The organism is Paenibacillus sp. BK720 (assembly GCF_011761545.1).
Taxonomy (GTDB): Bacteria; Bacillota; Bacilli; order Paenibacillales; family Paenibacillaceae; genus Pristimantibacillus.
In genome coordinates this window covers 771,183-794,093 of the sequence record NZ_JAASRQ010000002.1, presented here as the reverse complement: position 1 = coordinate 794,093, position 22,911 = coordinate 771,183, and the positions used below count along the sequence as shown (strand labels likewise).

8 protein-coding genes are annotated in these 22,911 nt (G+C 52.9%); 1 reads left to right on the top strand and 7 read right to left on the bottom strand.

The genetic code is table 11. From position 1 onward, the window contains the following. Window positions 1–77 precede the first annotated feature (77 nt). Entirely contained in the window at window positions 78–1,325 is a 1,248-nt protein-coding gene (locus tag FHT67_RS10320) for an epoxide hydrolase family protein (RefSeq protein ID WP_243867099.1), read from the top strand. 75 nt (window positions 1,326–1,400) lie between these two features. On the opposite strand, the gene FHT67_RS10315 is transcribed toward FHT67_RS10320, so the two are convergent. The 7 genes from FHT67_RS10315 to FHT67_RS10285 form a co-directional block, all read right to left on the bottom strand. Next, on the bottom strand, window positions 1,401–1,979 hold the full coding sequence (locus FHT67_RS10315) for a hypothetical protein (protein ID WP_167197860.1): 579 nt from the start codon (window positions 1,977–1,979) through the stop codon (window positions 1,401–1,403). Window positions 1,980–2,012: 33 nt separating this feature from the next. Next, on the bottom strand, window positions 2,013–4,184 hold the full coding sequence (locus FHT67_RS10310; RefSeq protein ID WP_167197857.1) for a Hint domain-containing protein: 2,172 nt from the start codon (window positions 4,182–4,184) through the stop codon (window positions 2,013–2,015). Between the two features lie 21 nt (window positions 4,185–4,205). After that, window positions 4,206–12,407, bottom strand: a complete 8,202-nt coding sequence (locus FHT67_RS10305; RefSeq protein WP_167197854.1) for a Tc toxin subunit A-related protein — start codon at window positions 12,405–12,407, stop codon at window positions 4,206–4,208. 34 nt (window positions 12,408–12,441) lie between these two features. Next, a complete protein-coding gene (locus tag FHT67_RS10300) occupies window positions 12,442–19,875 on the bottom strand; it encodes a SpvB/TcaC N-terminal domain-containing protein (protein WP_167197851.1) in 7,434 nt (2,477 codons plus the stop codon). A gap of 172 nt (window positions 19,876–20,047) precedes the next feature. Further along, window positions 20,048–20,971 (bottom strand): family 43 glycosylhydrolase, encoded by a 924-nt coding sequence (locus FHT67_RS10295; protein ID WP_167197849.1) that lies wholly within the window; start codon window positions 20,969–20,971, stop codon window positions 20,048–20,050. Window positions 20,972–21,002: 31 nt separating this feature from the next. Further along, window positions 21,003–21,926 (bottom strand): carbohydrate ABC transporter permease, encoded by a 924-nt coding sequence (locus tag FHT67_RS10290; RefSeq protein ID WP_132305913.1) that lies wholly within the window; start codon window positions 21,924–21,926, stop codon window positions 21,003–21,005. Between the two features lie 14 nt (window positions 21,927–21,940). Continuing rightward, window positions 21,941–22,897: an ABC transporter permease gene (locus FHT67_RS10285; protein ID WP_167198409.1), complete on the bottom strand. Its 957-nt coding sequence runs from the start codon at window positions 22,895–22,897 to the stop codon at window positions 21,941–21,943. Window positions 22,898–22,911 lie beyond the last annotated feature (14 nt).

Below are 22,911 nucleotides of genomic sequence, written 5' to 3'. Positions count from 1 at the left end.
CCCCCTGTACTTCGATCTGCACTTCGATCTCAGAAAGGATTTTACTCATGAACAAATACGGTTTTATAGTGACCATAATGGTGGTTTTGACCTTAGGAAATGCGCAGCTCGCTAATGCTAACCGGCCTCAGGCAGTTTCCGAACCTTCCCAAGCGGACTCCATCCGTTCGTTTCAAGCGCATATACCGGAAGCCGAGCTGAGCGAGCTTCGCAGACGCATTAACGAAACCAAATGGCCAGATCGCGAGACGGTTAAGGATCAATCGCAGGGCACGCAGCTGGAGACGATGAAAGAGCTGGCGCGTTATTGGGCGAAGGATTATGATTGGCGCAAATTCGAAGCGAAGCTTAACGGATATCCTCAGTACATTACCACTATCGACGGATTGGACATTCATTTTATTCACGTCCGTTCGAAGCATAAAGGCGCTCTGCCGATCATTCTTACGCATGGTTGGCCGGGCTCCTTTGTCGAGATGATGAAGATTATTGATCCGCTCAGCAATCCGACGGCTTATGGCGGAAAAGCCTCGGACGCCTTTGATGTCGTGATCCCCTCTCTGCCGGGCTACGGATTCTCAGAGAAACCAACGGAACCTGGTTGGGGACCGGACAGGATTGCAAATGCCTGGATTGAGCTGATGAAGCGTCTTGGTTATACGAAGTATGTGGCGCAAGGCGGAGATTGGGGGGCGATCATCACCGACTTGATGGCGGTGAAGGCGCCTGAAGGATTAATTGGCATCCACTCCAATATGCCCGGAACGGTTCCTGCCGAAATTGAAAAAGCGCTCCGATGCGGCGATCCGATGCCCGACGGTCTCTCTCCCGAGGAGAAACGCGCATACGAACAGCTGCAATTCTTTAACATGCATCTTGGTTATGCCGAACTGATGGGGACTCGCCCGCAGACGTTAACCGCATTGGCCGATTCGCCTATCGGTCTGGCAGCCTTTCTGCTTGATCACGATGAAAAGAGTCTAAAGCTGATGTCCGACGCCTTCAGAGGAAAACCCGGAGGATTATCGCGCGACGAAATCCTTGATGACATTACGCTTTATTGGCTGACGAACACCGCCATTTCATCGGCTCGTCTCTACTGGGAGAACAAGTATCCTTTCTTCGGCGTCAAAGGCGTCAAGATTCCGACGGCGGTCAGCGTCTTCCCCGATGAGCTTTATGAAGCGCCAAGGAGCTGGGCCGAGCAGGCTTATCCCAAGCTCTATTATTACAACGTGCTGGATAAAGGCGGACATTTCGCCGCTTGGGAGCAGCCGGCGTTATTTACGAATGAATTAAGGTCTGCGTTCAGGAAGCTGCGTTGATCAAGCAAAACCACGAAAGCTGACGCCGGTTAAATACCAGCGTCAGCTTTCCGTTTGTACGAACTATAAAAAGAATCAGACGGTAATAGGCTCTTCCCAACGAGTCATTCCGGCAAGCTCCGGATGATTGTCCGGACAGGATTCCGTTGGCAGCTTGGTTTTCTTGGATAACACGCAGCCGCATTTGCCGCAGATCTTCTCGGCAGTTCCGTCGCTTGCCGCTGATTTGGACAAGGCGTTGTATAGCAGCTTATCCGGTTTACTCTGACTGTGCGGACATACCGTACAGGCATCCATCCGCTTGCGGTATATTTCGTCCTCTACCGTAGCAAAGCCCGCTTTGGCCCATTTCCACAAGGCATGTCCAACCTTCTTGGCGAGTTCCATATTGGAAGGGTTTCCTTCAGCGGATGTTGCCTCCGTCTCCGCTTCCGACGCCGAATCCACCTTAGGAGGATTACTGAGCAGATAATTCAGAAACATCTCCGATCTTCTTGCGGACAATAAATTATGCGCATAGCTGGGATCATGAACAGCCGCGAACAATACCTCTTCCGATACCGGGCCGTCCAAACCCAGGATACTGCCGAATTGCCTGCACTGTTCTTCAATCGTCCCTGTGAATGCTCCCATCTCTGGAGCGGCTGATTCCATCTCTTAATCCCCTTTCTCGTTGTTATTAAGCTGTTATTTCAACGTAACTTCTGCCGTCGAGGCGTTCGGATCCAAGGTTGATCCGATATCCGAAGTTAATGCTCTGGAGACGGACACGGTATACGTGACTCCGCGCTCGAGAGAAACCTTCAGCAATACCGACGAATTGTTCTTGCCCGGCTGCGCATCCGTAATAACGGCGTTAGGCGTAAACGAAAAATCGTCTTCATCGGCCGCATGGATCGCTTTTACAGCCGTATTGAAATGCAGCTCAACGGTGGATGCGGCATGCAGCAAGACATAACGAACCTCCTCCGTAAGCAGGGTCCTCATTTCGTCAGCCTGATCGGCGAACAGGAACGATAAGTCCGTTGCTACCGTGAAATCCGCCGCAATCAAGCCAGACGCATCTACAATGCTTTTCTCCTGCAGCAGCTTGAACGCCGCCGCCGCAAGGTCGGCTGTAATATCCGCCGTCACTAGCGAAGCAGCACTGATTGCCGGCCCCGTTACCGTTGCACCGGTAACCTTCAGCCCGTTCAGCTCAGGGCCGCCAATCCCGTTCGGAGGGAAATTCATGCCGTTGCCCGCTTCCACCGCATCCATTCTCGTTCCCGTCGTCGGCTGGAAAGGATCGGTCTCGAAGGCATCGTGCAGCGAGGCGTTAATGTTGCCGAAGATCACGTTTTGAATCTGCTCCAAACCGCTTGTCATCAACGGAGCATAAAGATTGCCGAAGAACATATTTTGCAGGATCGCCGGCGTGTAGTAATCCGCCATGCCAACGGTCGTGAAGCCGTCCGCGTTCAGCGGGGCGCTCTTCTGAAGACGGCTGACCATATTTCCGAGGATAAAGGCCATTCCTTCCATGCCGAGACCTTTAATGCGGGTCAATCCGCCCGAAAGAACAATGTACTGTTTGCCATATTGGGTGAAGGCGTAAGCGTTTGGCTCCAGACGGCCAATGTCATGGTAGAAGGTAATATCCGGGTAGAAGCCCTGGAACAGGTTCACCAAATATTTCACCATCGCATTGCCGATGCTCACTTCCGTAAAGCCCCATCTGTCCGCTTTATCGTTTACATCGATGGCTTGCAGAGGACTGATGAAGCTTGCCGCGTTGTCCGGTACAAACGCCACGTTGGAGCCATGCACGTAGAACTTGCTGCGCTGCGCCGCTGCTTCGGGAGATGCTGCTACCGCATGCGTATCCTCTCCCGCTTTAAGATTTGGAGCGCTGAACGACAAATAATTTCCGGCAACCAGATGCGTATGAGCCGCTTCGTACTCTTTCGTACCTACGACCGGATGATCCTCGGTATCCTCCAGCAGACCGCTTCCCAGTAGCTCTCTTTGATGGATCTGCAGATTGAAATCGCCGGATACGAGTCCTTCTGACAGCAGCAAGTGCCCGTCAAGCGTTCCGTCAAAAGCAACATCGGTAGCGATATGATGCACGCCGCCTCTGTATTCGCCAACGCTGATCTCGTTGATTTCTACTTGCGTATTGTTGTAGGACACGAGCAAATCCTTGCCCGGCACAAGCCGGTCAGCGCGCTTCAGCTTGCCGCTTGGCATAAGGAACAGATGGTCCGGCGTTACGATGATGCTGCCATGACCGCCGAAGCGGATGTAGATCATCGCGGGCTGATGACTCTCGGGGCCGGTACCGTTACTGAAATTCAGCTTGGCTTTCTTCCACTCCAGGTGCAGCCCTTCCGAGCTTTGCTTCAAGCTGGCCGTGATCACTTTATCTCCGACGCTGAATTTCTCGATCGCTTGAGAGCCCTGCGGCGTGCCGATTTGAGTGCCGTGCGCAAAGCAGGAGCAGCAGCAATAGCAGGTAACGACATTCCAGGTATCGCCCAGGCTCATGCAGCCTCGGTTGCCAAGCGTGGCGTGGCTCAAATCGGAAGGATTGCTGGTATTGAAGCATATTTGAGCGGCATACGGATACAGGTAGTCGTGCGGAGAGCAGCCCGGAATCGAATGCCCGTTAATGTCGGTGCATTGGCACAAGCGGTGAGCTTGAGGCGTGAAATTGACGTTATCCTGGCAATGCTCCCCGGGACATACCAGGTAGAACGGCTTTCCGAACTGAAAGTTGTTGTTGTTAATATCTTGAATATTCACCTGGGACCAGTTCACGTCCGTTAAATTTTTCGCCGCGCCCAAGTTGATTGCAAGAGATTGTAGACAATCCATCATTCATATCCCCTTTATTGGTTAATTGGTTGTGTTTGACTTTGCGAATACATTCGATTGATAAGTAATGATGACCGTGAGCCCGGCTAACACATCCGGATTTAAAGAACCATTGAGCAATAAATCTGGCGGCGCAGCGGATAATTCGAATTGCAGAACGGCGTTCAAGCCTGTTCCCGTGATATTGCTTAAATCGCAAGTGCCCGAGTTGTTCGTGACGCGGATCGGCGCCGCAGGATTATCCCCAAGCTTCAAGCTTAAAAACGGCGTATTCGCATCCTTATCGGAAACGATTGCTTGATTGGACGTCTGTACCAGAACCGTAGCTGACAATAGGCTTACATTCGATAAATGAGTCAAAATCGTCCGGTCCGTGATTGGGAAGCTGATCTGCTGCACGCCTTGAGCCGCAGGCGGACTAAACAAAGCAAACCATTCGCTTGGGAAAGCTTGCTTCAGGTCGATGATTTTCGCCGGCGTATACGGATATGGAGCGTTGTCCGCATGCAGCAGCTGCCGCACCTGATTGGCAAAGTCTGTCCCGCCGTCTTTGGCCGTGTACTGGATCTTGACGATTACATCCGAGATATTGGCGAAATCGAATCGGTTCGTCTCCGGCGGTAGACTCAGCGTCCACGAGGATACGGCTCCCGTCCCTTCGAACGGCAAATACCGGTCGTCTCTGAAATCGAGAACAAACAGCCCGGAATCATTCATCCCCCTGGTTACGGCAACCTGCTGCGCGAGACGGCTTTGCCTTAATACGTCCGTTCCCGGTAACGGATTAGCCGGATCGAGGAGATATTTGACCCCCGAGATTTTATCGTCCGATTGAACGACAACCGAATTGCGGTTTTGAACCAGTATTGCGTTAATGTTCTGGTACGGTCCGACAACAGCCGGAATGGATATCGCGATGGACTTGATCTTGCGGCAATAATGACCCGGGAAGTCGAAATCGAACAGCTTCTCGCTGAATTCGAAATCCAGCTTGCCCTGTGTCCCCGTGCCGCCCGGCATCCCCCCTTTAAAAGCCATAAATTTGACCGGATCCAAGCTAAGCAAGGAAACCGTCTTCTCCAGCTCCAAATCTCTCGAGTTGTTGAACAGGTATGCCTTCTCCATCTGGTTCAAGGCCAGAAGCAGCCCCTCTCCGGCAAGAAGTCCCCGATGGAGATTGTCCCAATAGTCGAACTGCAGGAATTGATCCTGCCGCTCCAGCTCGTACTGGTAAGCCGCTTGCGCAGCCATCGACAAGTCCATCGCCAGCTGATAACACTGGAAATAGGTGGTTGACAGCCGGCTGATCATCCATTGGTACAGCTCTTGGCCGGTAAACTTGCCGCGCAGGAACTGCTCGACTTCATCCTGCTGCTTCATCGATTGTTGATGAATGTCCAGCTCCCGCTGCAGCATGTCCGCCCGAACGTTTGAACCGGCAATTTGCTGATCCAGCTGCTTCACCTCGGAAGCCGCTATGTCCCGCTGCAGCCCCCACTCCTCCCGGCGGCGCACGTACTGTGCTCCGGTGCTGATCAAGCCGGCGGCTTTATCCAATCCGTTTGCCGTTCCGTCCACCATGGCGGCGCCCGCATTTACCGCATCGCCGAATTGCATGCCGCCGTCCGCCAATCCGAATATGTTCGGTGCCAGATAAGCCCCGACCGACAGCCCGTGAATGGCAACGGAAGCCACCTGAAGATTTGCCGAAACCCCTCTTAGGGTCAAATCGGTAATCTCAAGCCCGTTGATGTTCTCGTTATACAGGGAGCTGTAATGATTCTGACGGAACAAGGCATTTGCCCGGCTCTCCGTCAGGGACGCAACCGTATCCGCAATCTCCTCCAGCTGCTTCTCCTTGATCATTGTCGTGAGATTAAGGATATTTTTCTCGTGCGTGCTCTGCAGGAGCGCCAGACCTTCCGCATCGTTCCTCTCAAGCGCGGCGAGCAAGCTTCCGCCAAATTGAGTCAACGTGCCCGCGATCGATTTGGCTCTCTCCAGCAGGAAGGCGAACCGGTAAGGAACCCCCTGATCCACCGGCGACAGGGCAGACAACGGATTTACGCCGGAGCTCGCCATGCGAATTAATTGAGCGGGATCAATCGGCGGCTCGAATAAAGCGAGAGATTGCGGTATGCCCTGGATGTTGAGACAATGCCGGATCTTGAACAGACGGTCCTCCACCCGGTCCCAATACCCGATAAATTGCCGGTTCTCCGGTACGCAGAAATAGGTGTCCAGCGCATTGAACGGAGAATACGCCATTAATGCGTCGCCTGCAGGCGCCTCCTGCTCCAACGCAATGAAAAATTGCGGAATGTCCTTCTGGTACTGCGCAAGAAGATCGTTAAACGTTTTGGGCTCCGGTTCCGGGAATTTCCCAAGATCCTCCGGTCTTTGCCCCAGCAGATCATAAGCGTACACGTACATCATCGTAGCCGTTACAATCGACTCCCAGGTGTACTGCGCAAAGTAGGAATCGCCCCATTGCAGAAGGTTGTCGATATAAGCCATTACAACCGCTTTTTCATAAGCTCCAATACGCAAGCCGGCGATGGCGTCCGGATCAAACGGATCCATATTGTAGGCGTCAATCTCCTGAGGATTGGTCAATTGATCCTTAAGAGCTTCCAAAGTGTGATTCCGGAAAGGATTAAACTGCCAGAAACGCGCATTCGAATTGCTCAATTGGTCGTTCAGAAGCCGGTTTCGGACCGAATCGATCTGCTTGTCGTCCAAGAAAGCGAACAACTGGTCAATCGGCGTGGTTTCCGAGAAATCCGTGCTTACGGCCCCTTCGTCCGTAATAATCTTCTGATCGACCAGAATCTTGTAAATACGCTGGGAGCTTGTCAGCCCAATCGTCGATGTCTGGAAGTCACCCGGACCGATCTGCAATGGCTGCAACGTAGGGTTGAAAATATACTGATACCACTTCTCTGCGTCCTGATAGCTTTGATTGGTCTTGAGCAGGTCGGCGATCAAATACGGCGCATGGAAGAACAGCTCCCAATAATACGTCTTGTAAGCTCCGTCAAAATCAACCTGCGCCCCGTCCGCCGCCGCCGGCGCTATGACAAAATGGCTGTCGAACCGGAATCGCTTGAACAGCAGCTCCGCTTCAACCGGAATTTGCTGCGACTCCAGGCTGAGCAGCGCGTCGATTCCGCCGGTGAAGAGCGCCGAGCTAAGCCGGTGAACGGCTGCTGTCGTCAGGCGGAATGCCGTGAAATTGTATTTCATGCTGCCGATGCCGTCCTTGTTCCGGTCCAGGAAACCGACGGATACCGGGAACGGCCATTGGTACAGCGTATCCATGACATGACGGACCTTCAAATTCTCGTTTGGCTGTCCGTCCAGCAGCCCTTCGACGAATTCGTTTAATTCATAGAAATCGATATCGGCCATAATTCTGCCGTTAGGGTCCAAGTACCCCGATTTGACGAGCTGCTGGTACACGGATTGGGAGCCGGAAGCTTCAATATCAATCGGCGCCGGCGCGACAAAGGACTGTTCCATGAACATGGGACTGTTCATCAGGATGTTCACGACTGCCGAAGTATTGGCGACGAGCTGCGGCTGCAGATACTCCGTCAGGCTCTGGGCATCCGAGTCATTTTGCAGGACCCCGTCCTCATCCAGGAATCCTCCTTGCACGAGCAGATTGTAGATCGATTGGGAACCGTCTGCGTTAATGTTGAGATTGGACGAAATAAAGGACGCCGGCGTAAAAATCGTATCCGGGTTCAGCAGCGCTTCGCTAATGGCGGGCACATGCAGCTCCTCATCGATATCCATCAGCAGGAAGGCTTCTTTATCTCCTTTGAACAAAAAGGCCGCCGGATGGTTCTTTACGGTAAGCACTTCGTATTCATTGCCCCTCATATTGCCGGACAGCGATACCGTTCCCATTGCTCCGCTGATCTGCTGCAGCACATAAGACGTTTTCGCCGGGATATCCGCCTGTCCGGACAGATAGCCGGCCACGTCCTTTCCGAGCTGAGCAAAACGGAAGGAGCCCTGAACGAAGCCTCGCTCATTGATATAGCCGGATTTCATAAGCCCGTTCCAAACCGCCGTCGACTGCCCGGCATCCAGGCCAAGCGATGACGAGACAAAGGATGCTTCATTCAGACGGGAAGCCGCAACAACCGGCGAAGGAGTCCGGATCGAATCAGCCGCATAGTTGTCGTATACGATTTGATTCGTGTCTATCAGATTCAGCCTGCCGGAGCTGCGGTCAATTTCCGGCCGGAAATAAGTCTGGCTGATTAATGCCTCTTTCCCCGCTATGATGTACTCGTCCGGGTTTACGATAAAGCCGGGCTGCAGGTCATCGTTCATTACGATAGGACGGAACACGGGCAGGAAGCCGGTGTGCCCGACATTTTTAGCCAGGACGAACTGATGAGTCACTTCGTATAAACGGTCCTCGAATTGCTGCAGCGCGTCTGTAGCGGACTGCGGGGCCGCCGGCATCGCGAATGCGGACAGACCGCCAATATCAATCATGGGACCCAGGAAAATGACCAGCTTCTCGAATGGGTTGGCCCCGACATTAGGCGTTAGATAGTTATTTCTTTCGATCTTAAGCGGATAGACCTTGTTCCACCAAAGCTGAGAGGCATCAAATTGCGAAGCGTCGAACAGCGTTTTGACTCCATTCAAATTCATAAAAGTGCTGTTGTCCGCCGAAATGACCGTATCCTCCGACAGCGTTTGCGGGGCAACCCAGCTGCCGCTGAAGTTGTAGAACGTATACCGGATCGTGGCTCTTACCGAACGCTGCTGTGCCGAGCCGGTGCCGTTATCCCTTACGGATTTCTGCTCGACCCAAAACAGGAAGAGGCGGTTGAATACATATACGGGCGAGACGGTATCCGAATTGATCGAAACTTTAATCTCGTTCCATTCCGACCACACGTTGCCTTCATCCCGCGTCATATAGTAGTACTTGTAAGGCTGCGTTTCCGTCCGGGCAAAAAGATACGTCACCTCCGCGTTATTATGCGTCTCATCCGTCACACGCGTATGATAGGTGTCGACAACCTTCAGCTTGGCAAGCTCGGCGAAGCTGTCCAGGTACCTGCGAAATGCGGCCTCCACGGTCCCCTTCGTAATATCGCCCTGCTTCAGCGTATTCTGCAAATCGGTGAACAGAGAGGTCCTGTTCTTCCGGTAGGACGGATTAATATAGTTTTCCGGATATAGGAACACTTGGCGGTTCGCTTCCCAAAGACGGTAGTTGATCATCCAACTCCACCAGGCCTCAGGAATATTGAATTGAACGACCCCCGGCTCCAGCCGCTCCCTGCATCTCTGGAGATACAGCTGAATGGCGTTCAACGCTTCTTTGATATAAGAGATAGTCGCGCAGCCACTCATTTCCACGTCGATTAACAAATATTCATACAAATTCCGGCTGTTCTTGATCCATTCCAAATCATCCTTTTGCGACAGCGCATGGAGCGCCGTTGGAATCAATGCCGTCCTCTGCTTCTCCTGAACGGCACCGTTCACCTGGAGGAACAAGCTGTCCCAATCGTCGCCTCCCAAACGCGCTCTTAACGCCAGCAGCAGATTATCCGCCGCTTTCGCGTAGTCCGTCCAATGCGTTGCGGCATCCTGTCCGGCAATCTCGCTAACACCTAACAAAAGACTAAAGCCGGCGCCGGTTGCATGCATGATCCCCGTCACCTTCTGCAGCAAATATAGACGGTCGATGCGGGATAACTGCGGGAACAACCCAAATAGGGAAGCCAATTCGGTATCCGTAAGCCCGGCAACCGGGGCGATAGCGGCGGATGCGTCACTTTCCGAGGAAGCGCTGAGGTATCCGGCAACCGCTCCGTTGACATCGCCAAAGATCGCTTTCAATTCCTGATAAGCGTAAATGTCAAGTACATTCGAGGCACTGAGCTTTGCCGGGTTAACAATGCCAAGTGCGGTGAGGCTGTTCTTGATCACCGCAAGATCATCGTTTGTCAGCCCGAACCTCTTCGCCAGCACAAGCCACTGCGACAGCTGCTTTATTCTTGCTTCCGCCGTGGATCGCTGCTTCGGATCGGTGAATACGGCGATCATATCGGTGTAGCCGAACATTAGAATCAAGCTGCTTATTCGTGCGGTTTGCACATGGAAGAATGCCGCAAGCTGTCCAATCAGCTTTAATTGCTGATCCTTCAACGCCATGTCGGCATCCTGATCCGAACCCGCGCTTGCGATAAGCTTGGGCAGATTGCCGAGCCAACCGTCCAGATCCGCGGAGCGGTACAGCGGATCGACGTAGTCGGATACGTTCCCGTTCACCACGTAATCCAGTTCGTAGACGTTAAGTCTCGACCTCTTCAAGCGGTCCGCGTTCTTTCTCAATAACATCCACGCATCCATTGCGGGGATGGGCGTAAAGGATTGAAACAAGGCAAGCAGCATAACAAATTGCGCCATAGGCATTCCGAGCATGCCGGCGAACAAGGAATAACGATAGAGAACCGATAATTGACCTACGGTTAACGCTACCTTCGCCTGGTTGCCGAACAGCGCTGCCGCAAGCTGCTCAAGATCGTTTTGTTTCAGCTTCAGGGCCGCGGCAATCCGGGCGGCGAGCTTCATATTGTCGGCATCTGCCGCACCTATCGTCCAATATAAAAGGTTGTCCTTAAACATCGTATTAGAGGAATAGCTGCTTTTCCCTTCGTCAGCTGGATGATAGGAGGCGGATTCCGGTCCGTTAAAAAGCTTATCGAACACCGTATTCGATACCGCGGAATCGCCCTGCCCGTACGTCTTCACATCGAAGATAAGCGCGCCGGCTTGCAGGACGGACATGTTCCATTGCTCCATCGCAGACTTCAGCTTCGCAAGACCGGCCAACGCTCCGGCGTCCAGCTTCGGAGCTCCGGCGTTGACGCATTGCAGCGCCCAGTCCAGATCCGCATAGCTCCAGCCCAGCTTGCTGCTCAGCCTCAGGAACCGGTGGATCCGGTCCAGAGCGTCATTGGTCAGATAATCGATCTTCAAAGCCTCACCTTGACTGTTGACCTGAAGGGGCTGGGCAAGCCCATAGTTAATGAAGAACGATTTCATCAGCCCGGCTTCAATCTCGGCTGCCGAAAGATCCTGGTTTAACAACGTCTGAAGCTGCACCAGCGTTATGCCGGTTTGCCCGCAGAAGGTCTTTACGTCGGACAGCGTTTCAAGATCGGTTACGCCATAAAAGGCCTTCAGCTGCGTTTCGTCCGTTGCAGAGGTGCCAATCAGATGGAATTCCTCCGGGGACAGGCCAAGCGTTTCAGCAGCCGTTCCCTCGTCAGGTGCGCCAAATCCCTCAAATAAATCCCGCAGCCTTACATTCATCCGGCTTAAATAAATCCTGATCTGCTCCAACGGATATTGAAAAGGCAAATTAAACGGAAATACCTGTGCTGCCAGCGTCTGATACAGATCCCCCTCGATTTCCATTGCCGAGCTGACGGTCGCCTCGAGTCGCTCGTTAACAATCTGCAGATAAGGCATCGTGGTGTTCGTATTCTCGCAGGTAAGCGCTAGATTGGCCAAATCCGGGCGGCGAGCCGCCAACGCCATATTAGCCGGAATAGCCGATTGGTTTGGCACCGTGATGTTCTGATTGACAATACGCATCAAATCGACCAGGTACGCCGCCGGTCCAAAAATGGATTTGCATTCATCGCACTCGCAGTAGTTCAGCGTACCGAAGATCTTCTGATAATCGGGGAGCTCTTCATAATGCTGAACAATTGCGCCCGATATGGAGTTAGCCGCGAAATTTCGCGTATAGGGCGCAGACAGCTGCGAGACTGACGCCCATTCATGCATCAACTGAGCTTGAATATGCCTAGCTTTCTCATGAATGGCGGTTGCTTGCGCTTCCCCGTCATCCCCCAGCAGCGGTCCGTAGGAGCTTACAAAATGCTCCGGATTGACCGCTGCAATCTGAATCGCCGAATGCAGCGGAGGATGTCCGTTGTCGCTGCCGGCCAGCAATACGCCGGCCGCCTGCGGATTATTGGTGAGTCGGAGCAGCCTTTGGTAGCCGCCAAGCAAATGCAGCGCCTCCGCATGTTGTTCGCCCGTTCCGTTTAACGCTTCTACCGATGCCGCGTCTGCGAACAGGAAGCTGGTTACATCGAACTTCGGGTTATTGGCGTAAAATTGCGCCACCGACGGATGAGTATCGCTCAGATACGATCGAATATCCATGTATAATATGGTCCTCCTTGGTTCCCGAATGGAGTTAATAGCCGAAATGGCTGTTCAAACTCTTGGTCGCTTCCGTCTTCTTCTGCTTCTGGAGCGTATCCGCCCGAAGAATATCGGCTTTGAACTTGGTGGCGTAAACTTGTTTGCCGCTCAAGTCATAGATTTGATAGAAGAATTCATCCGCAATATGCGTGATTGCGCCGTCAGCCCTAAGCCGCACATTGGCGCCTACCTTAATGAGCACCTTCTCGCCCGTTGCGCTGACAAAATCTTTAATGGCGAGCTCTATTCCGAGCTGCACGAGGTTGGAGCCTTGGCTTCCCGCCACGAGATTGTTGGAAGCTTCCGGACCGCCCAGGCAGTGAGCGATCAGGTGGCACCAGGCCTCGCCCAAGCCGCCCAGCTTGGAATCATCCCTGCTGGAATACAGACTCGCCGGCAAGTTGTTTGTGCTGTGGAAGGCGCTTGCCTTGCCCATCGTGTCGTTGGTGGAATCGCGGCCGTCCACGTTTAGACTGGATGGGGAAACGATATGCTGTCTCTCGATGTAGTCGCGTTTGCCGAAGAAGAAGCCTCCCTGCACGCCTGTCGGGTCTGCTACCTTTACCGGCAGGGCTTTGCCCGAGCTTGGCGGCACGTCGAACTGGTCCAACTCCACCTGCGCCTTATCCGCTTCCTTATGAAGCACCTTGCGGACAAAAGACTGTCTCGCCAAAGTTACCCGGAGAGGTCTTCCCCTCAACTGCGAAATGGTCTGCGCTTTCGTCGCGCTGTCGCCGTTAACAAACTTCGTTAGGTCGTTTTTCCGCTGCTGTGCCTTCATCTTGGCTGCCAGCTTTTTCTTGGCGACGCCATTTCCGGATTTCTTCTTCTTCTTCCCCATTCCGTTCAGATCAACGAAACGGATCGGGTTGCCGCTGACAAACGCGTACATGTTCGGATCATCCGCCGTGCCTGCCGGGTCCGGGTTCAACCAACGTCCCAGCCAAGGCGGATAATACCGTGCTCCGTAATAATACAAGCCGGTGCAGTCATCCCGCTCCCTGCCGCTATAGCGGTACTCCTTCAGCTGGACCTCCACCTGATTCGGTCCGGTCAGATAAGACGTCCCGCCATATGGGAAATATTCCTCGTAGCTGATCAAGCCGGCGTCCTCGTCTACCTCCATGGTGGAGGAACCGAGATAATCGCTTAATTGATACCGCAATTGCCGTTTGCCAATGGTATCGGTCTCGCGTCCCGGATCGTCCTTGGTCCAAAAGTTTACGATGGCGGCCATTCGTTCATCCTCCATGACCCGGTAGGTGTACCGCTCAAGGATGATGGATCGCACCCCATTCTGAACCCGGGTAACGCGTTTGATTTCCAAACGGCCCGCGTAGATTTTTTCTTGAATCTCGGTTATGCCGTCGCTGATTTTGCGCTCCAGCACCTTTCGGACCCTGTGTCCGCTGCTTTCGTAGATGAAGTAGGAGCAGTCCGATTGGTCCCCTTCTCTCGCGATGACGGTTGCGCTTGCCAGGTTGTTCCGGTAATTCCATTGCAGGGAGCTTAAATGCTCAAGCGCGAGCAGATTGCCGTTACCATCGTATTGCAGCTGTACCGGAAGCCCCGACTGCGTGCCGGTTGTCATTTCCTTCAGCCGGTTGGAGTCCTCGCTTACCGTCAGTGCTCGCGTCCAAGTGGCGGAAGCTGCGGCATGCCGGGTTCTGACGAGATTGCCCGCTTCGTCGTACGTATAGGCCTCCGTATAATTTTCCAGCTTGTCCCCGTCTTTCAGGTGAGGCGGCGCTGCAGGCAGCCACATGCTTTGCTTGAAACCCGTTGCGTGCGTATCCGGCAATATCCCCGGATGCTGGCGTCCCGAAGCCTGAATCAACCGGTAAAGGGCGTCATAGGTGTAGTCGCTTAGCGGCTCCACAATCTGCTGATTCTGGAATACCGTATCGAAGCTGTCATCGCGCATCCTCGTTATGTTGCCGACAGGATCCATCGTGTAAGAGAGCTTCTGCAGGAGCGTGCTTCTTCCCGCCCCTTTGCCGTCCGCAGCGGACCGGGTTGTTGTTATCCCAAGCAGCCTGCGGGTAGTCTCTTCGTAAACAAAATCCGTTATTGTCCCGTTGCCCCGGATAATCCGCGAATGCTGGCCGTCCGCGTCGTATTGAATGTCTTGAATGAACGGCACTCCGTCTTGCTCCGCAAAGTCAACCGTCACCTTCTGCAGCTGTCCGGCCAAATTATAAGCGGTCCTGTACACCGTTTGATCGGCGGAGGTTTCGGCGATCTGGCGTCCCAGACCGTCATAGGCATAAGAGGTAACGAAGGATTCCCCGTTTAGAGCGGGCTCGTCTTCCGCATCCCAATCCGGCTCGGCCGCGTAATCAACAAGCAGGAGCTTTTCGGTAGCCTCTATATGTCCTTGCAGGCTATATAGCTGATAATGCGTGACGCCAGACTGGTCATATAAGGTATACAGCTTGCCAAGAAGATTACGGTTTTGGGCATCGGCCAAACTAAGTCCGGCATTATCCCCGTAAACGTATTTTTCAACCGTATTAGCCAGCCTCAGACTGGAAGCAGGGTCCGCCCCGTCCACGCGAATGGAGGCTGTTCTTTGCAAACCGTCATAAAGGATTGCGGTATGGAAACCTCGGTTGTCCCAGGTATGCGCAGGATCGTCGTACATGTTGTTTATCCCAAGTCTCACGCCTGCGTCCCTGCTGTCCGTGCGTAACAGACGGTTCTGCATATCATAGGTAAACTGCACGTCCTTCAGCAGAGCGCCTTGAGCAATGCCCGCATAATAATGCTTCGCGTTGATCTCGAATTTGACGTTGCCCTTGCTGTCATAACCCGTGTATTCCGGCAGACAGCTCTGTCTGAGTAGCACGGCAATCCGATCCGCGAAAGGCTCATATGCCGGGCCTACCGCAAGCTTGAAGCCTGGGGCATAGGGACGGAACTTTGCCGTTGCTCTTCCGCTTCCCGAGGCGTCATTCGTCATCTCCACATATCCTTGCTGAACCAGTTCGTTCCATACATCCGATGCGTTTATGCTGCTTCCTTGCACCATAGCAGAAAACAACCCGCTTGACGTTTCGCCCAGATTATCGCGCAGTCTCAGAAAAACGCGTCCCAAGTTATCTTTCACTTGCACAAGCGGCGTGTTACGGAACCGGTAGGCCTTGAGCAGAGCGTCCTTCTCGTCTGCCTGGCTTTGATTCGGCTGGCTTGGGTAACTCTGCATGAACTGCTTGTAATATTCGGAATCCGCAATCGTGTCATTTGAGTCGTACTGCGCTTCCTCCCAAGGCGTAAATTCCGTTTTGGCATAAAACCCTTTAGGCGAATCCACGCGGTACACTCGGGAAAGCGGGTCATAAGAGGTCCTTGTCGGCGGAGGCAATACTGCCTGTGAATCCGCATCCTTCTCATAGACGGGAACGCTGGAATAATAGGGCAAATACTGCTCGACAGGTCTTCCTTTGTTGTCGTAGACCGTGCGGCCGGAGACGAGCCAGCGTTCATCGCCCGCGGAATCCGCTCTTTTCCTCGTTTCCATAACCCTTCCTAGTCCATCGATGTAAGTGACGTTGACGAGAATACGGGTTGTTTGGCCGTCTGACTCCTCCGACACGCTCGTTTCCCGGAAAAGCTCGACGGTACGGTTCGGACCTCTGCCTTGTCCCCAGGCAAAAAGATCGTAGTAAGTAAACGACGATGCCTGCTGAAGGTAACGTTCCGGGTGGGCTAGCACATCCTCGAATGAGCCTTCCGTGACGGTCTGGTACGCGTTAAGATCTCCGTCTCCCACCCTCTTGCCGAGCAAAGTACCGAACAAGGAGGACACCGTGACCATGCCCAACGGATCATAGAGAACCTGAGCCGTATTCCCGTTAACATCCGTCGTGTATTTCGGCTGGATGACGTTGTAATCCAGAACCATGGACATCGAGGTGGATACCGTTTCACTGACATATTGAGTCGTATTCGTCGGAACCAGACAATAAGGATCGTAGCTGAACTGCGTCCGGTGGAAGAGATTCGTGTTGCCGGCTAGCAGCGTATTCTCGATTTTCCAAGGCAGATAGAAACGGTTATCCGTACTGGGCGCGTAGTGCTGGACCAGCCCCCGATTCCACCAATACCCTTCATTCAAAACATAGCCGCAGTCGTCCGTGATTTCTTCGTTTGTCAACCTGGACGCATAGAGGCTGCTGACCTGGTCCGATGCAAGAAGCGCATGCTCGCTATGATGGTGAAGCGCTATTCCCGTCGTTTGACCAAGCGGCAAAGCATCCGTCTGAGCGAAATTCCAATAGTAATGCCGGGTCCAGGAAAGCAGCTCAGCCTGAACCAGGCCTGCTGTTGGAAGCGTACCGTAAGGTATGACCGGAGGCAGCGAGTCTTTGAACCGGAATTGCAAATCTGTCACATTGAAATAAAAGGCTGCCGGCTGCCCGATCCCCGACAACGCGTAAGCTTGGCTCTCGCATTCCATGCCAAGCAGACGAAACTCGGCGGTTTCGTTAATATAGGCATTCACTTGAAGCAGCATTTGCAGCTGATGCTGTTCAGGCAGGGAGAGCTCCGCCTCTGACCGGCGAGGATAATAAATTTGAATCTCCTTCGTCGCATGTCCGAACTCATCCGCCGCAAGAACCAGATCATGGCGCACGCGCGGATCGTGCGGATCCCGCTCATACTCGTAATCTATCGATTCCCTGGCCTGGACGAGCAGCGATGCAAACATGGCGGATGGCCGCCGTGCTTGGATCAGCTTCACGGTGTAATTGCTCTCGTGCACGGTATACGGATGCTCGGAGATTCCTCCCGGCTGATCTAATCCGTACACCTCTTCGCGAAGCGGCATACCCTTCAAGGCAACATAGCATTGGCGCAGCGTCTCTCCATCCGCACCCGTCAGCGCCTCGTCAAGAGAACTGTCCGGCATTGCATAAGCGAATGCGTCCTGTTTATAGTACTGATCGTAATAGCGGCGGGACAAAGCGGCTGCGTTTAGCGCGGAGCCTGTATGGTACCAACGCCTCCAATACACAGGAGCCGCTCCGGTTCCCGTTGAACGTTCCTCGGCGTCCCATTGCTCCACGAAGCCGAAGCCTCTGAATTCCTTTTCCGCCGGATCGTAATACCCCTCATGATAGCCGTACCGGGTAGTGAGCTGATTGCCCGTGCATTCCTCTGTCACGCGAACCCGCTCCACCACGTGGACGGGAAACGGAAGTACGGTCTGCCAGCGGCGGCCTGCCTTTTTATCCTCCAGATAAAACCTGACCGAGCTTGCATATTCAATTTCGGTTATGGCGCCTACGCCGTTGTCCGTCCGGTTCAGTAGGTTTGGCTTCTGTCCGCCGGAAAAATCATAGTAATAATGCTTGACCGAATCCGTGCTGACCTTAGTGAAGAGCAGGCAGTCACATCCATTGCCAAGCACGTCCGTAAGCTGAATGCGATCCGTCTCCGCAAACGTTTCGGGCAAATAGACCGTTACCGGTTTGCTCCACGCATTGCCGCCCTGATTGAAATACAAATCCGCCCGGTCCGGGTACACGTAGACGATATCCGTCAAGCCTGATCCGTTCAGATCGCCAAGAAACAGGCGAGAGGCATTAAATTCGTCTTCAAAGCAAGGGGCTTGCTCCATCCGGATAACCGGAGCGAACTGTCCGTATCCGAGGTTAGGCCAGCATTCTATACTGCCGTTCCGGATCCTGACCCGGTGCGGCAGACCGTCGCCAATAACATCGGCAAACGTCACCACTTCATTCGCGCTGTCCGTTGAGCCAAGCGGAAATGCTGCAGGGTACAATGCGGTAATCGGATTCCCATAGCCTCGTTCATACCCGGAAGGGTAGATTTTGATTTGGCGATCCTCAAAAACAACCAAGTCGGGAACGCCGTCTCCTTGCATATCCGCCAGCTCTTTCGGATTGGAGCTTTGCAAATACTCCAGCGGGAAGCTTTCGAATGGCCGCAAGCCATTCCAGGATCGCCCGTACTCGGTTTCATAGAAACCTGCCCAATGCGTATCCGTTACGACCAAATCCATGACGCCATCGCCATCGAGACTGGTTAAAGTAAAGGTCCTCGATCCCGCTGCAGACTCCTCCGTCACGGGAAATGAATCTGCAACCCGCACGCTTCGAAAATTTCCGTTTCCTTCCGGTTCCCAATAGGCTGCCGAATTGGAGCGGACTTGCAGGATACCGGGCAATCCTTCGCCGTATAAGTCGGCAAATTCATAGGAAGTACCGTCCAGATATCCGGGGATGGTATGTCCTCCCTCAATCTGAAGGAGTTGAAATGCTTGGTGTTTCGGTTGAAAAGAAGTGTAAGTAAATTCTAAAGGAGGTGTGGAAAGGGTGATGTAGCTTCCATTCTGTTGTCTCTGACAGCCAATCATCTCGACCGAAGTCAGCCGGTTCAATTGAACCAAGGGATCGAGAGAATAGGAGAACCGCGTCATGCGAACGAGACAAGGATCCGGACCAAGCTCCGCAAACCGGTGAAACATGAGAACCTGACGGCAAAGCCGGTGCGTTCGCACCTCGAATCCGCTTCGGTAGGTAGAGAATGAGTCCACTCGCGTTGGCCAAGATGTCTGGGGGACGTGGGGGTTGCTGCCGGCCTGATTTAGCGACTCTAAGGAGATATCGTATTCTCCGTAATCAAATACAATCTGATAGGCAAATCTCTCTTCCTGTTGTTCATCGAAGTAATTGCCGTAATCGATGCTGTGCAAATAAACGGCAGCCAAACGCTGCCTGTTCTGCCCGGACAAATCGAGCGGAATATTCTCCCCGTTCTCGGGAACATACGAATAGGCTCGCTTATTGCCTTTAGCGTCGGCATCTTGCTCTAAGCACCACTGAAAAATCCGTTCCGGACGGGCCGGATCGGCTATGCGGGCCGTCGCGCTCTGGCCGTAAACCGAGCTAACGTTGCTGCCGGATTGCAGCCTCCAAAAAGAAGCTCCGGCGGTCTGCCAGAATTCGATTTTCGCGAAAGAGCCCTCCAGCCTATGGATAAAGTCGGTAACGGTCCAAAGTTGATTACCTTCGTTTTCTGTTCGGATCAACGGATTGCCGGTGTCGGGATCAAGCTTGGGAATAATCTCTTCGCCGTCCAGCAAAAACCGGTCCGTACCGTCGTATTTCGGAATTCCGGTATCCGTTCGCCTAGAAATCGATGAGACGGATAAGGAAAAGCCGAGTCCAAACACACCGTTCCCGCTGCCCGAGCTGTATTGAAGCCGGAGCTTCGGTTCAAACTCCCTGCAGGGCGACGAATAGACAGGTATACTCATATGCATGCTGCCCGTGAATAAATCCGGCTCGTAAGTCTCGCCCATTCCTCTGACGGCTCCTCCACCTTTCGGAAGAGTGAGCTCAGATTTAATGAATGACGCGGACCGTTCCTGCTCGTCATTCCATGACTTGCGTTGCATTAATTCCCTCCCATATCGTTCAAATAATATCCTTGTCACTCCATATTAGGGCGTCCATGACTTTTATCGGCATTTGGAAAAAGTTATTGAACCCAGTGTAAGGTTTATGTCAGAATTGTTTTAATCATAAAAAAATAACCCGTCCGTGATCGACCGGGTTATTGAAGGTTATTTATTCAGTTATCAAGTTCATCTCAAACTCCTCGTCCCGGTCGCATACGAGAATTCCGTCCCGCACATCGAGCCGTGCTGCTTGAACGGATGACCGGCGCTGCTCGTATCCTTCTTTTGCGCCCTCTTGCATCCCGTTACGTCCCGGATGGGTGAAATAAAAGACATACGCCTCATTCCCAGTGACGACTACATCCGCATGATGGCCGATCCATGCGTCATCCTTACGGACGCCCGGAGTTTCGAGAATCATCCCGTTCCGCTCCCAATTGTCCAGATCATCGGAGCGGTAAACGCCTTGCCCTCTCCATTCATCGATAATCATCCAGTAGCTGCCCTTGAACCGGAAGACATTAGGTCCTTCATGCCCGCGGTGCGTAAGTACAGGTCTGGGATTATGCCAATGGTACAAATCCTCGCTGTCTGCCGCGTAGGTAGCCGATCCATGCTCTTCATCCTTGTACCACAACCGGAAGCCGCCTCCCGGAAGCTCATGGACGCATGCGTCAATCACGCGATTCGAGCTGAGCGGCAGCGGTCCCTCCAACTTCCAGTCGATCAGGTTCTTGCTCGTATAATGAATAATCCGGCGGTCTCCCGTCCATTCAATCTGGATGCCTTGAATATAGCTGACGTACATATGATAGACGCCTTCATGCCAATAGATTTCCGGTGCCCAAAACGTATTGCGCCCCCACTCGAACTCAAGCCCTGGCAAAGTCCCCCGGTAAACCCAGTTCCGTCCGCCATCCGAAGACGTCGCGACTCCGAGATCGGAGCCATGTACCCAAGCCACTCCGGGACCTTCCGCGGTTGCCCGCCTGCTCGTATAGACCATCCACCATTCCTTCGTTTCCCGGTTATAGACGACGGTAGGATCCGTTGCCCCGTCATAGATCGGATCTCTGAATAAAGGTGCTTTCATAGCCGCTGTTCCTCTCCGTTTCCTGTTGGAATTAACCTTTTACCGACCCAAGCAATACGCCCGAAATAAAGAACCGCTGCGCAAACGGATACATCACAATCATCGGAATCGATGCGATGACCATGGAGGCTAACTCGATCGTTCGCGACGTAATTTCGCCTTGCCCCTGCGCGAGGGACAGCAGCTCGGATACCGCGGGATTGGACAGCGATGCCGAGCTTGACAGCTGCTCCACCGCAGAGCTTGTCTGAAGCAGCTTCAGGATCAAATACTGGAGGGTCTGCAGGTCATTGGACTGCGTAAAATAAAGCGTTGTTCCGTAATCGTTCCAGATTCCGACCGCGGTAAAGATCGACAATGCCGCCAATACCGGCTTGGACAGCGGAAGGACGAGGCGCAGGAAGATCGAGAACTCGCTTGCCCCGTCCAGCTTGGCGGATTCAAACAAGGCATCCGGAATCGCTTTATAGTTCGCGTTCAGAATAATAACGTTCCAGAAACCGCCAAACAAAGAAGGAATAATGTATACCCAATAATGATCATAGAGATGAAGCCAGTTGATCAAAAGAAACGAAGGAATAAGTCCGCCGCTGAAATACATGCTGGTAAATCCAAGCGCCATATACCATTTTCTCCATTTTAAATAAGGACGAGAGAAGGCATAAGCGAACATCGCCGTATAAAAGATCGAGATAATCGTTACAAACGCGGTGCGGGATACCGTAATCCAGGCTGCGCTTAGCAGACCCGGATCGGCCAGAACCGCGCGCCAGCTCGCCCAAGTAAAAATGCGAGGCCATAGAAACACCGGTCCGCGCTGCAGATCAATCCCGCTGTTCAGGGAACTAATGATGGCGTACCAAAAAGGATATACGGTCACAATCATGATCACGACCATGATCACTGTATTCGTAATGGAAAATGTACGGTCTCCTAAAGACTTTCCTCCAACCATACCGGGATGCCTCCTTAGAACAGACCTGATTTTGTTATTTTTTTCGAAGCATAGTTAGCTCCCACAAGCAGGACAAGCGCAAGCACGGACTTCATCAAACCGATAGCCGTCGCGACGTCAAATTGGAAGTTCAGCAAGCCCGTCTGATAGACGTACGTATCGATAACCTGGCTGGCTGGCATGTTCAAAGAGTTTTGCAAGACATAGATTTGCGTAAAGTTATTGTTCAGCATGCCGCTTACCGCGAAAATAATCATGATCATCAAGGTTGGCATGATGCCGGGCAGCGTAACATGGAACATTCTCTTGAAACGTCCCGCTCCGTCGATTGCTGCCGCTTCGTATAACGATTGGTCGACGCCGGCCATGGCGGCCAAGTACAGTATCGCTCCCCAGCCGAGATCCTTCAGCAGATTCGTCACGATGGCCAGACCCCAGAAATAGCTTGGATCGGACAGAAATTGGAGAGGCTCTTTCACCAGATGCAGATGGACCAGCAAATAGTTGATAATCCCTTCCTGCGGATTCAGAAGCGTAATATACAAGCCGCCGTAAATAACCCAGGATAAGAAATGCGGCAAATAGGTAATCGTCTGAATAGCCGACTTGAACCTCGTACTGACGATTTCGTTAAGGAGCAGAGCGAAAATAATCGTAACGGGTATGCCGACAAGCGACCCGATCAGATTAATGCCAAGCGTATTTTTGACCATCGGCAAAAATTGAAAGTTATCGAAAATAAGCTTGAAGTTATCGAAGTGGTTCCACGGGCTTGCGAAAATCCCTTTAACGCCGCTGATGGGGTCATAATGCTTGAAGGCCATCAGCAGGCCAAACAGCGGCAAAAAGCTGAATACGATGATGGAAATCACGCCCGGCCCAATCATAACCACTAGCTCGGTCTGCGTTCGCAAGTCGGATTGCAGCGCATAGCCTTTTTGTCTCTTCCTTTTTTTATCCGACGGATTCATCAATAGACTCCCTC